This window comes from Chryseobacterium indologenes, assembly GCF_018362995.1.
GTDB classification, from domain to species: Bacteria; Bacteroidota; Bacteroidia; order Flavobacteriales; family Weeksellaceae; genus Chryseobacterium; species Chryseobacterium indologenes_G.
On the sequence record NZ_CP074372.1, the window covers coordinates 4,207,967 to 4,220,768 of the forward strand.

General features: G+C 36.4%; 15 protein-coding genes and 1 tRNA gene. 12 read left to right on the plus strand and 4 right to left on the minus strand.

The genetic code is table 11. From position 1 onward, the window contains the following. Positions 1 to 31: 31 nt before the first annotated feature. Together DYR29_RS19075 and rbfA are read right to left on the minus strand one after the other, a co-directional pair. Positions 32 to 1,237, minus strand: coding sequence for an ABC transporter permease (locus tag DYR29_RS19075; protein WP_213278095.1), 1,206 nt, complete (start codon positions 1,235 to 1,237; stop codon positions 32 to 34). 3 nt (positions 1,238 to 1,240) lie between these two features. Continuing rightward, positions 1,241 to 1,600, minus strand: coding sequence for a 30S ribosome-binding factor RbfA (gene rbfA, locus DYR29_RS19080; protein WP_047377769.1), 360 nt, complete (start codon positions 1,598 to 1,600; stop codon positions 1,241 to 1,243). 93 nt (positions 1,601 to 1,693) lie between these two features. On the opposite strand from rbfA, the gene mce reads away from it, so the two are divergent. From mce to DYR29_RS19105, 5 genes are all read left to right on the plus strand, one after another. After that, positions 1,694 to 2,092 (plus strand): methylmalonyl-CoA epimerase, encoded by a 399-nt coding sequence (gene mce / locus DYR29_RS19085; RefSeq protein ID WP_213278096.1) that lies wholly within the window; start codon positions 1,694 to 1,696, stop codon positions 2,090 to 2,092. A 62-nt stretch (positions 2,093 to 2,154) separates the two neighbouring features. After that, a tRNA-Ile gene (locus DYR29_RS19090) sits at positions 2,155 to 2,228 on the plus strand. 286 nt (positions 2,229 to 2,514) lie between these two features. After that, positions 2,515 to 4,266: an alkaline phosphatase D family protein gene (locus DYR29_RS19095; RefSeq protein WP_213278097.1), complete on the plus strand. Its 1,752-nt coding sequence runs from the start codon at positions 2,515 to 2,517 to the stop codon at positions 4,264 to 4,266. 252 nt (positions 4,267 to 4,518) lie between these two features. Further along, positions 4,519 to 5,082 carry a hypothetical protein gene (locus DYR29_RS19100; RefSeq protein WP_213278098.1) on the plus strand — a complete coding sequence of 188 codons (564 nt, stop codon included), beginning with the start codon at positions 4,519 to 4,521 and terminating at the stop codon, positions 5,080 to 5,082. A gap of 147 nt (positions 5,083 to 5,229) precedes the next feature. Continuing rightward, entirely contained in the window at positions 5,230 to 6,279 is a 1,050-nt protein-coding gene (locus DYR29_RS19105; RefSeq protein WP_213278099.1) for an MBL fold metallo-hydrolase, read from the plus strand. 81 nt (positions 6,280 to 6,360) lie between these two features. Here the strand turns inward: DYR29_RS19105 and DYR29_RS19110 are convergent, their stop codons facing one another. Then, complete coding sequence (locus tag DYR29_RS19110) at positions 6,361 to 7,200, minus strand: DUF4822 domain-containing protein (RefSeq protein WP_213278100.1); 840 nt, start codon at positions 7,198 to 7,200, stop codon at positions 6,361 to 6,363. Positions 7,201 to 7,470: 270 nt separating this feature from the next. Between DYR29_RS19110 and DYR29_RS19115 the strand changes: the two genes are divergently transcribed. From DYR29_RS19115 to DYR29_RS19125, 3 genes are all read left to right on the plus strand, one after another. Next, a complete protein-coding gene (locus DYR29_RS19115; protein WP_213278101.1) occupies positions 7,471 to 8,184 on the plus strand; it encodes a DUF434 domain-containing protein in 714 nt (237 codons plus the stop codon). Between the two features lie 3 nt (positions 8,185 to 8,187). Continuing rightward, the gene (locus DYR29_RS19120) at positions 8,188 to 8,838 is read left to right on the plus strand and encodes a hypothetical protein (RefSeq protein ID WP_213278102.1); all 651 of its coding nucleotides are present in this window, start codon (positions 8,188 to 8,190) and stop codon (positions 8,836 to 8,838) included. 198 nt (positions 8,839 to 9,036) lie between these two features. Next, positions 9,037 to 9,822: a TatD family hydrolase gene (locus DYR29_RS19125; RefSeq protein WP_213278103.1), complete on the plus strand. Its 786-nt coding sequence runs from the start codon at positions 9,037 to 9,039 to the stop codon at positions 9,820 to 9,822. 58 nt (positions 9,823 to 9,880) lie between these two features. On the opposite strand, the gene deoD is transcribed toward DYR29_RS19125, so the two are convergent. Continuing rightward, positions 9,881 to 10,591: a purine-nucleoside phosphorylase gene (gene deoD, locus DYR29_RS19130; protein ID WP_213278104.1), complete on the minus strand. Its 711-nt coding sequence runs from the start codon at positions 10,589 to 10,591 to the stop codon at positions 9,881 to 9,883. Between the two features lie 262 nt (positions 10,592 to 10,853). On the opposite strand from deoD, the gene DYR29_RS19135 reads away from it, so the two are divergent. From DYR29_RS19135 to DYR29_RS19150, 4 genes are all read left to right on the plus strand, one after another. Continuing rightward, positions 10,854 to 11,243, plus strand: coding sequence for a VOC family protein (locus DYR29_RS19135; protein WP_213278105.1), 390 nt, complete (start codon positions 10,854 to 10,856; stop codon positions 11,241 to 11,243). A gap of 327 nt (positions 11,244 to 11,570) precedes the next feature. Beyond that, on the plus strand, positions 11,571 to 12,227 hold the full coding sequence (locus DYR29_RS19140; protein WP_213278106.1) for a hypothetical protein: 657 nt from the start codon (positions 11,571 to 11,573) through the stop codon (positions 12,225 to 12,227). Beyond that, complete coding sequence (locus tag DYR29_RS19145; protein ID WP_213278107.1) at positions 12,214 to 12,480, plus strand: hypothetical protein; 267 nt, start codon at positions 12,214 to 12,216, stop codon at positions 12,478 to 12,480. Before DYR29_RS19140 ends, DYR29_RS19145 begins: the two co-directional genes overlap by 14 nt. Next, positions 12,447 to 12,791, plus strand: a complete 345-nt coding sequence (locus DYR29_RS19150; protein ID WP_249413538.1) for a hypothetical protein — start codon at positions 12,447 to 12,449, stop codon at positions 12,789 to 12,791. The genes DYR29_RS19145 and DYR29_RS19150 overlap by 34 nt, the downstream gene beginning before the upstream one ends. Positions 12,792 to 12,802 lie beyond the last annotated feature (11 nt).

Sequence of the window (12,802 nt, forward strand, 5' to 3'; positions counted from 1 at the left end):
TTAACTTAATGTAATATATAAACTTAGATTCTTAGTTCTTAGTAATATATTCCTTGCTGATTTTTGAAAAGAACCATGAAATAGTGATTCCAAACAGAGAAGCTGTAAGGGCTACGATAAGATAATTTTTTCCTACAATTTTTACCGGGAATGGCAGCACTTCATTGGCTCTGAAGAACTCTGTGTAAAGCTGGAAGTAGCAAAGTGCAGTTCCAAGAATCAATCCCGTAATGACCCCGGAAACAACAATAAGAAGGCCGGTGTAGAAATAGGTCAATCTTAAATGGCTTAAAGGAAAACCAAGTGAAATAAGTGATTTTGCCTGTTCCTTTTTATCAAGCTGGAGGATAATGATCGCTCCTGCAAGATTAAAGGTGGTAATGAAGATAACCAGTGCGAAAATCAGGTAGATGAAAAGCTTTTCAGTATTGATCATTTTCCAGAAAGCGGCATTTTCCTCTTCCTTGGTTTTGATCTCAATATTTTTTCCGAGAGAAGAAAGCAGGCTTTGTTTTACAGCATCTGCATTTTCCGGATTTTTTAATTTAATAACAATCTGGTAAGCTGACTTTTTGGGAAGGTTAAGTAATTCTTCCGCAAGTTCAATAGGAGAGATGATATAATTGTCCAGCTGATCTTTTCCAGGGAAAACACCGGTTACCGAAATATCTCTTTTATTATAAATGTCTTCTTCTTTATTAATAATCCCTGTTCCCGGTTTGGGCATAAAGACTGTTGCATAATGGTTGGAAGAATCCACAGGGATTGAAAGTCTGTTATCCAGACTGTTTTCCATCAATACTTCATTGGAATATTTGAAGCTTGGATACGTTCCGTAGAAAACATCTTTATTGATAGGGTTTACTTTGATATAAGCAGAATCAACACCTCTTAAATAGGCAATATCTCCTTTCCCATTGAAGCTAATGTATACTTTTTCTTCAATAATACGGGAAAAACTGCTGATTTGTTTATGACTGCCTAATACTTTATTGACGGTATCCAGATTTTTAATGGTTTTTCCGGAAATGCTTTTTATGGTAAGGTCAGCATGAAGATTAGAAATAAGGTCTTTATTCAGATCTTCAAGACCTGAAAAAACAGAAATAATGACGAACATTGCAGCCACAGCAACCGTCATGGCACCTACGGCCAGCCACGTAATGAACGTAACGGCAGTACTTCCTTTTTTAGCTAAAAGGTATCTGGATGCTATGTAAAATGCAATATTCTTCAAGATTTATAAAACAGGATTGTCGCCTTCGCCTCTTAACTCTCTTTCCAGTTTTTCAACATCATCCAGAGCAGTGTCAAGGTAAAAGTTAAGCTGTGGAATGATACGTACCTGTTTTGACATTTTCTGTCCGATGAAATTTCTGTATTGAGGTTTGTTTTCTTCAATCTCCTTCATCACAGCGGTACGGAATTCCTGTGGGAAAATGCTTAAATAAATCTTAGCAATTCCTAAGTCAGCAGTTACTTTTACATCTGAAACAGATACTAAAATACTCTGTTTGCTTTCTGCAGCCTGTTTGCGGAAAAGCTCTGCGAAGTCTTCCTGAATAATCTGTGCTACTTTTCTTTGTCTGTTACTTTCCATAATTTCTGCAAATTTAGTACTTTTGTTTGAATTGATACTTTGAAATTCAACAGGAGTATCAAATTTACGATTTAATTATATTTATTAGTATTTATGAAGCTAGAACATATTGGTATTGCTGTAAAGTCTTTAGGTGTTTCTGATGAGCTTTTTGCCAAATTATTGGGAAAAGAATCCTATAAAAAAGAATCCGTGGAAAGAGAAGGGGTTGTAACTTCTTTCTATAAAACAGGAGAAAGTAAAATTGAGCTGTTGGAAGCCAGTAATTCTGAAAGTCCGATCTCAAAATTCATCGATAAAAAGGGTGAAGGCATCCATCATCTGGCATTTGGCGTTGAAAATATTGTGGAAGAAGTGAAAAGACTGAAAAAAGAAGGATTTCAGTTTATCTCCGAAGAACCGAAAGAAGGTGCTGATAATAAATTAGTTGTCTTCCTGCACCCAAAGTCTACAAACGGCGTGCTGGTAGAACTTTGCCAAGAAAAGCAATAAAAAATTTTGTAGTGAAAGAAATTTTACTATTTTTGCAAACACAAAATTTAACCAAGTTTTGAGGTCCTATAGCTCAGTTGGTTAGAGCACCTGACTCATAATCAGGTGGTCCCTGGTTCGAGCCCAGGTGGGACCACTTTTTAAATCAAGCACTTACAGAAATGTAGGTGCTTTTTTTGCTCATTCTTTATTTCAGGGTGTTGTAGTATTGTCTTAATTACTATAATTCAATTTGTTCTATTTAATCAGATGATAAAAAAGAGTGTTGAGTGAGATTTTTTTCTCTGTATCCATCAAAACCATACATGCCATAATAATTTCCTATGCGTAACATTAAACATTTGTTTAAAAAACCATAAAATACATTTAAAATTCAGTTAACAGTCTTCTTCCACAGATACCGTTGCTTTGCAAAAAAAGTAATGATGGAAAACAATAACCAATTCAACAGAAGAAGATTTCTTAAAAATTCACTATTGGCAGCCGGAGGAATTTTCATTGCTCCTTTAATTGAAAGCTGCAGCGATGATTTTACTGAAAACGGTAATGCCCCTGACGATCTCAAAAACGGAGGATTTGAATCAGGAGTGGCAAGTTTTGATCCAAGTGCAACGGGAATCATCATCTGGACAAGATATTCTAAGGGTACTGATGCGGAAATTACATGGGAAATCAGTAAAAACAGCAACTTTTCAGAAGTGGTAAGAAGAGGGCAGACAAATGCTACTGGAGTGAATGATTTTACAATAGCAGTTGATGTTCAGAATATCTCCTCTAACACAAAATATTACTACAGATTCTATAATACGAAAACTAAAGAAGTAAGTGTAACGGGGGAAACCCTTACTTTGCCTTCAAAATCAGATGCTGTAAATGAAGTGAAAATGGCGGTGGTGTCATGTTCCAATTTTCCTGCAGGACTTTTCAATGTCTATGGGGCGATTGCAAAATCTGATGCCGATGTAGTGGTGCATCTTGGAGATTACATCTATGAATATGCTCCGGGACAATACGGAACAAACCCTTACACCAATCAATTAGGAAGAGCCCATCAGCCTGCTAAGGAGATTCTTAACCTCAGCGATTACAGAGAACGATACAGACAGTACAGAGGTGACAAAAATCTTCAGCTTCTTCACCAGAAAAAACCATTCATCTGTGTTTGGGATGATCATGAATTTGCCAATGATACCTATAAAACCGGAGCTGAAAACCATCAGCCTAATGAAGGCGATTTTCAGGTAAGAAAAATGGCAGCCTTCCAGGCATACAGCGAATACATTCCTCTTAAAACAGGGAAAGATATGAGAATTTACAGAAGCTTCAACTTCGGAAATATCGTTTCTCTTTATATGATGGATACCAGGGTAATTGCAAGAGATAAGCAAATGGAATATTCTGATTATCTTGATAATGCAGGAAACTTCAATCAGGTGCAATTTAAAACAGATTTCCTGAGTACCAGCAGAAAACTGATCGGGAACGAGCAGATGTCATGGCTGGGTTCTCAGATCAATGGGGATACTGCAAAATGGAAAGTACTTGGACAGCAGATTTTAATGACTAAAATGATGGTTCCTGCAGAACTTCTGATGTTACTGAATCAGATTTTAGCAGAAATAAAACAAAACGGAAGCGCACAGCCGGCTACCATGCAGGCCCTTCAGAATACCATCGCACAATTAATTATTCTTAAGACAAGATACCAACAGCAGGACCCGACATTAACACCACTGGAAATTGCCAGAATCACAACTACTTTACCCTATAATTTAGATGCCTGGGATGGATATTTTATGGAAAGAGAACAGCTGTATTCCATTCTTGCAGGGAAAAATATAGTGGTGTTGGCAGGAGATACCCATAATGCATGGTTAGGAAAACTGACAGATGCCCAAGGGAAATTTATCGGAACCGAACTGGCGTGCAGCTCCGTTTCTTCTCCGGGATTGGAAGGCTATCTTGGAATCACATCTGATCCTACAAAAGCAATAGAACTGGCACAGGCTTTTTCATTACTCATTGATGACCTAGATTATGCCAATCTCTATAAAAGAGGATATCTGCATGTGAAATTTACAATGGGAAGTTCCGTGGCGGAATGGAGATTTGTAGACAACGTCATCTCCGATACATACAATATAACGACAGAAAAAACATATACAATTTCATAGTTTCAATTTAATTATATCTTATTTTCAATTTGGTAAAAAGAGTCATGGTGTGCCACTGTGGCTCTTTTATAGTATTCACTTTTTTCGTATCTTGAACAGATGCAAGAGGATGTAAGAAAAGATTTTTTGCCGTTAGTTTCTAAATCATGGAGGTTCATGACCTGGCTCACCAGAACGTCGGCTGCACTTTTATTATTGGTGATGTTTTTAGTGTTATTGATATTACCCGTTATTATTTGCAAAAATATTACAATGCTTGTTGTAGTATCAATTTTGTACTATCCGGCCCTGGGTTTTGGTTTATACCGTTTTATTCTTTATCAGAAGACGGTCAGAAAAAGAATAGTTAAAAGAATAGTGGTGGATGATAAGGGAGTTCATTATGAAAGAAAAGATGGTACAACAGACCATATTCTTTACCATGATCTGGAAAAATATAACCTTGCAGATGAATATGATGTAGATCTTAGCCCCAGAAATAAAATCTATGTATTGAAAGTAAAACACAATGACTCTGTAACATATGTAGATTTTGATGGAGTGGATGCAGGTTACAGCAGCTATATTGTTAATCTCAAAGCTTTACGGAGAAGATATATTCAGGGAATCGTTTACTTCAGACCGGATTTGCGTATAAATCCTTCTGTTTATACTACATACAATATCAATCCTGTAGATTTTACATTTGATAAAAAAGAATATTGGACAGTGTTTGTGAAGACTTTAGCAGTATTAATCCTGTTAGGTTCAGTATTGGGATGTATTATGCTGGGACTGGTTAAATGGCTTGCCAAAGATCAGATTTATTTACATTAAAAATCATCCGGCAAAAATTTCACAGTCAATTAAATTTATTTTCACTTCTCAAAATCTTATGCTTATATTTATTTTATGTTAAGGCATGACAGCCCATGAAATGAAGATTGTTTCTTTCAAAACGAGGCTGGATTTAAAATTAAATGAATGAAAAATTTAAAAAAGCAGCTCGGGCAGTTTCCCGATGAAAAAAGAAAAGAATATTTCAATACACTTCCCAATTATCTTAATGGGAGATTTCAGAATATATTGACAACCCCTTCTTTACTGGAAGGAGAAAGTATGACCAAAGTACTTTTCCATACTTTGTGTAAAGTGGAAAATACTTCGCCAAAAACGGCACTTCCATTTGTAATAACAGATCTAAAGAACCTTCATCCGGAAGAAAATGTTTTGGTATGGTTCGGGCACAGTTCCTATTTCATACAGGTAGATGGCAAGAAATTTCTTATAGATCCCGTTTTCAGCGGAAATGCTTCTCCAATGCCGGGTTCCATAAAAGCTTTCCAGGGAGCCGATTATTACAAACCGGAACACATGCCGGAGATTGACTTTCTGCTGATCTCCCACGATCATTGGGATCATCTCGATTATAAAACCGTTCAGGAATTAAAAGATAAAGTTGGTAAAGTCATTTGTGGTTTGGGTACAGGCCAGCATTTTGAATATTGGGGCTGGGGTTTCGACAAAATCATCGAAAAAAACTGGTGGGAAAGTATTGACATCGCAGAAGGCTTCAGAATTACACTCACTCCTGCAAGACACTTCTCAGGAAGATTACTGAACCGTAATATCTCACTCTGGACTTCCTTTGTTTTAAAAACCCCTACAAAAAAAATATTTTTGGGAGGAGACAGCGGTTATGGAAATCATTTTACAGAAATTGGAGATAAATACGGCCCATTTGATCTGGCCATTATGGAAAACGGACAGTATAACGAAAAGTGGCCATACATTCACACTTTGCCGGATCAGCTCATCACGGAAATAAAAGAACTGAAGGCTAATAATTTTATTCCTGTCCACAATTCCAAATTTAAGCTGGCTCAGCACGCATGGTATGAACCTTTAGAACTGGCCTCAAAAAATGCAGAAGAAAATAATATCCCCATTACCCTTCCCATGATCGGTGAAAAGGTTGATCTGAACCAGTTGGGAATCATAACCTGGAAAAAATGGTGGGAGGACTGTTGGTAAGGATATACATTTCTTTTAATTTAAAATATGAAAACCTGCCCATTACTGAGCAGGTTTTTCCTTATTATAAAAAAATAATCACTACAAAGGCTCCTTATGGTTGACCTTCGTATGAATGATGTCGTAAAATACAGTTGGGTTATTGGCATCAGGAGTAATTCTGTAAGTGAATGTTGTTTCGTTCAGAAGCAGAATATCTACAACACGCGTAAAAGTAGGCGTGGTAAGTGTTCTCTTTTTTCCATCCGGAGAAATTGACCAGGTGCCTTCAGATCTTAATACATCATTTAATCCGAAAATTTTAAAAGTTCCGTTAGCTTTGAAGTAAGAATATCCTACATATCCGGCAACACTTGCATCTGTAAGTGCTACATTATTTCCGCTTTTATCCTTTGCACCAGTTGTTTCCCATGGCGTGGAGGCTAATGTAAGCTGTCCGTTAGTTGGTTCCGCATGAGAAGTTTTTGTATGGATGATGTCATAGTACACAGAAGGATCACTTGAGTTAGGATGGATTCTGTACGTGAATTCATTTTTGTTCAAAACAAGAATTTCAACATCACGGGTGAAAATAGTAGTTCCGTCCGGGTTTAATGCTACAATTGTTCTTGTTTTTCCCTGTGCATCTACAGACCAGGTTCCCATAGATCTCAATACATCAGTCAGATTATATATAGCAAACTTTCCGTCTGCCTTGAAGTAAGCAAACCCTACATATCCGGCCACGCTGGCATCAGTAAGCGCTACATTATTTCCGTTTTTATCCTTAGCTCCGGTAGTTTCCCATGGAGTAGATGAAAGTACCTGTGAGGGAGTCTGCTGTTCAATAATAATTTCATTGTCATCACTTGAGCATGCAACAAAAGATGCTGATAACAGTGCTGCTGCAGACAGATAACATAATTTTTTCAGTGTATTCATAAGGGTATTTTTTAAGTCTTTGCAAACTTATTCCTAATAAATATCAAAACGTTGTACAGAATATCTCTTTTGTTGTAGAAAACATAACAGATTTTAGATTAGAATGAGAAAAACAATATTTTTGACAAATATTACTAATCGAAGTAACAAATTCCCCTCTTTTGGATGGGTGGCGAAAATTCAAAGAATTTTTGACGGGGTGGTTTTAATATTCCCGGATAAAAACATATTTTTTACCATAATAATTCACCAAAAATTCTATTTTTGAGTATGAATAGCAGAAACCGCGGAAAAAATACGGGTGATGATACCTTGTTCGGTTCAGAGAAACAGATCAGTAAACTGAAACTGGCTGTTGAGGATATGCGGTATCTTCTGACCAGAGAATATCCGGAAAAAGCAGCTTCTGAACTTGTTGGAAACCGGTATAGATTGAAAACCCGTCAGATACAGGCTTTTCGGGGTGCATCCGCATCAGATTCTCAACTTTACAACAGGCGGTTGAAACACGTGGAAACTTTAGATTTAAAAGGTAAAACGGTTTACCTCGATGGTTTTAATGTGCTGATTCTATTGGAAAGTCTGCTTTCCGAAGCGTATATATTTGAAGGATTGGATGGCTGTTTCCGTGACCTTTCTGGAGTTCACGGAACCTATAAAAGAGTCAATCAGACTTTAAGAGCGATAGAACTGGTTGCTGCCTTTTATCAGAAAAATCAGATTCAGAAGCTAGTCTGGATCTTTGATAAACCGGTTTCAAACAGTGGACGGATTAAGCAGATTATTCTTGAATTCGCAGAACAGCACCAGCTCAACTGGGAAGTTGATCTGCAGTTTAATCCGGATAAGTTTTTAGCGGAAAGTTCAGAAATTATTATTTCTTCTGATGCCTGGATTCTTGATCATTGTAAAGAATGGTTTAACCTGATTGGTTATCTGATCAGAGAAGAAAAACTTCCTGTTAATCTGATTAAAATGCTGTAAAATATGAACCTGTTTGATCCCTATATTTCCCTGTTTTCTAAAGAATGGAAAGACAAATACCAAGGTGTTTTAGTGAAAGAACATCTGGAAACTCTGGAAAAAAATCTTCAGAGAGGTAAGGAAAATACTTTAGAACTTCATCTTCCTTATTTTAATGAAGAAATAATCATTGACAGGCAGGAAAGCTTTGAAAAATTTATTGATATTCTGGAAAGTAAGGATTCAGATGAGGTGAAAACAGAATCTCTGGAAGCAATGCCGTTTGAACATTGGCTGAATATTTTAGGACAAAGGTTAACCTCAGCAAGTATCCGTCATGAAAATGCAATTCCACCTTTAAAAACAACTCTGATCAAAGCTTGTGAGGAACCCTTCAATAGCGAAATTACCATTGCACAGAGAGCCTGGGAAAAACATATCGGAAGAATGGATGACGATTTCTGGGGAGAAATCAAGGGAAACAATCAGCAGAAACAGGAAAAAGTAATGGCAAAAATCCATGATATCCTTGACAACAGAACCTGGTGGAATGTTTTCTTTCACTACAAACATGAACTGGTTTTTGAAGTCAGAGAAAAAGAAGGTCACGGAATCCGCTGGAGCCATGGTGGAACAAAACTGATCGGCTTTCTGGAAAAATTTATCAACGAATAAATAAAGCACAAACATCTGTGTCATCTGCGAAAAATGTAATAAAAAAAGCTTTTGCAGTTTCATAAGGTACTTTAGTTTTCCTTTTTCTCATTCTTTTGAATTGCGTAAAAACATTGCGCATTAAACTTCTAGTTTTGCAGATAAAAACAAGAGCTATCATATTTGAACAACAGTTATAAATAATATTAAAAAAACAAAATGAACACATACATTGATATTGGCATTAATCTGACCAATAAACAGTTCTATAATGAACACGAAGAAATAATCAACCGTGCTTTGGATCATGGTGTTGAGCATATGATTCTCACAGGAACCAGCGTAAAGGGAAGTAAAGAATCTGCTGAAATTGCTGAAGAATATCCGGAAATTTTATTTTCAACAGCCGGGATTCATCCCCACGACGCCAAATCGTTTAACGGTGAAAGCATTGCTGAACTCAGGAAATTGTTGAAACAGGATCATGTGATTTCAGTAGGCGAGTGCGGACTTGATTTTGACCGTGATTTCTCTCCCAGACCCGTTCAGGAAAAATGTTATAAAGCCCAGCTGGAATTGGCTATAGAAGTCAATAAACCGCTTTTTCTTCATGAAAGATCCGCATTTAAAAGATTTAATGACATCACAGATGAATACCTTTCCCAATTACCGGAAGCTGTTGTACATTGCTTTACCGGAACATTGGATGAAGCGAAAATCTATCTGGACAAAGGATTTTATTTAGGATTTACAGGAGCTGTCAGCGATGAGAAAAGATTTAAACATCTCGAAGACGTTATAAAATATGTTCCTCTTGACAGAATGATGATTGAAACAGATGCTCCTTTTATGCTTCCGAAAAATATGCCCAGAATGCAGAACAGGCGAAATGAACCCTCATTTTTACCTTATGTAGCACAGACAATTGCCCACCTGAAGAAGATCAGTATTTCTGAAGTCGCAGACGAGACTACAGAAACGGCCAGAAATTTTTTCAAACTATAAAAAAGAGCTCTACTGATAAAGTAAAGCTCTTTTTTTATAAGCAGAATTGTCTTTCTTTTTACAAACTCTTTATTGCTGATTCTAAAGCCAGCTCCATCATAGGATTCAAGGCTTTTTCTCTCTCGTCAGCAGAGATTTTTTCATGCGTAGGAATGATATCCGTTACCGTAAGAATAGTAGCAGCATTTTTTCCTAAATGTTGAGCATTGGCAAATAAACCGAATGCCTCCATTTCTACTGCGGGACAGTTGTATTTTGTTGCAATTTCAGGAATCGCAGGATCTTTTCTATAGAAAATATCACTACTGTGGATGTTGATTGCTTTAGCGTTTAATGATAATTCTTTAGCCGTCTCATTGATGGTACCAAAGATATTTCCCTGGTGAGGAAGGATTTCATCTTCAATTCCCCAAGCATATTTGGCATAAGTACTTTCGCTGGCAGCATTTTCAATATTTAAAATATCAAAAAGTTTAAGATCCGTATTGTAAGCACCACAAGTCCCGATTCTGATAATCGTCTCTACCTCATATTCTGTAAATAACTCAAAAGAATAGATCCCGATACTTGGGAAACCCATTCCACTAGCTCCTACAGTGATCTCTTTTCCTTTATAAAGACCTGTATAATAAAAAATTCCTCTGGTTTTACTTACCAGCTTAGCATTTTCTAAATAATTTTCAGCAATATACTGTGCACGAAGCGGATCCCCCGGCTGCAATACTACTTTGGCAATTTCTCCTTTTTTTGCACTGATGTGAATACTCATAATGTTATTTTGAATGGAGCAAAGATAATAACTTTTAGATTGTCCCGGTGATTACGATAATGGAAACAAGGAAGCCTTCTCATATCAACAGAATATATAAGATGTTATCAATAAATGCTTTAAATAATACGATATATGAAGTCTTTTGTATAATTCAAAAACGTAATCTGGTAAATGCAGAACAATAAAAGAATAATACGGAGCAGGTATGATGGAAACAGTCAGGCTAGTTTTGCATAAGTAAAACAATAAAATTTTAAAAATGAAAATTGAGCATATCGCCATCTGGGTTAAAGACCTTGAAAAATCCAGAGCATTTTACCAGAAATATTTCGGAGCTGTTTCCAATGAAAAATACCACAATTCTGTCAAAAATTTTCAGTCGTACTTTTTAAGCTTTGATAATGGCTGCAGGCTTGAAATTATGACCAAACCAGATATCAGAGAAACCGAAAACTCCTACGAATCCCAACAGTATGGAATCATCCATCTTGCATTTTCAGTAGACAGCAAAGAAAAAGTAGATGAACTTACAGAGACGTTAAGAAAAGACGGATACACAGTGGCTGGAGAACCTCGTACCACCGGAGACGGTTATTATGAAAGTGTAATCCTTGACCCGGAAAACAATATCATTGAAATCGTAGCCTAAACCGTCATTGCGAGAAGCTTTAGCGACGAAGCAATCTCTTAATAGGTTGGAAAACGCAAAGGCGCAAAACTTAATCAATGCCGTAGATTAAGGTGCAAGGATTTTATCTCCGATAAAAATTAATACTAAAAATTATAATTCTTCATTTAAAAATTATCCTTGCTGAAAATCTCAGATTTTCCTGCGCTTTAAAAATAGTATAATAGATTTCAGCTTAGCGCCTTTGCGTTTTCCAACCTTATAATTACTCCAAAGAATCCATATTTAACATGAATCTTCACTTTAAAAATTTTATTCTCAGCGAAATAATTTTATTTTTGTTAGATCATGGAAACCAAGTCACCGTTTTTAGACACGATCTTTTTGCTTCGTAAGGAAGAATGTATTACCCTCTTCTCAAGCTTACAGCAAATTTCCCCTCAGGAAGAGGTGGAAGCAGGAGATTATTTTGAAACAGAATTTGAAAAAGAAAGACTTGAATTTTTATCCGACCAGTTAATCTGCAACAAACCGGCAGCCGTATGGGCGGCAAAGATCCTCTATCACAGCGCACAGCTTTATCTGATCAGAGAAAATACAGAGAAAAATGTTGAATATCTTATTCCCGCATTTAAAGGAAGCCGGGATATTTCTTCTATCTTATCCGCAGACTTATCGTTGAGGTTTTTACCACAAATTATTGTTGCTTTAAATTCTGTAGATTCGGAAGATCCTTTGATTGCTATGCTGGAAGAGATTCTGACACAGTTTCATTATTCAGGAATCGGGTATGATCTCGATCTGAAAAATGTCAATTGGCAGGAAGAATTGAAAGACACAACTTACAGAAAACTCTATCTGGAAAGAATTGTTGAAAAAAAAGATTATAAACTGGCGGAAATTCCGTTTATCAATAAACTAATAACAGCCGAATTCGGAATTCATAAAGACGCATTCTGGCGAGAACTAAAAACTATAACCGAAGAAAACAATGAAAACGTATGAGAAAGTATTTGAATTTTTAGCTGATCCTGCCAAAGAAACCTTTCTGAAATGCCGTGAACTGGTAATCAATGATCCTGAATACGATCCTTATTCCGGGGATCTTGAAAACATCCAGGGTTTACTCAATGAAGGAAAATTTGGAGAGGTTATACAATATGTAAATGTCAATATTTTATTAGTCCGAGAGCTCATATTTATAAATATTTTGCATACAAAGAATTGGGTGATGAAAAAGGAAGGAGTATTGAAATGACAATCGCTCAGATTATTTTTGAATGTCTTGAAAAAACCGGAGATGGAACCAAAGAATCTCCCTATATGATTACAAGAATTTCTGACGAAAGAGATTTAGTAAGACATCACCTCAACAAACAGGACATATCCCAAAATCTGGTTAAAGATGGAGATAAAATCATGGATGCCCTTACACTTGATGACGGAACGCAACTGTACTTTGATATCAAAGACCCTTATCAGAGACTCGCTTTTTCATTCAGCAAAAGAAATGAACAGGCAGAAAGTAAAGACGAAGAGAAACCCCATAAGAAATGGTGGAAATTTTAATTTTTTAAATC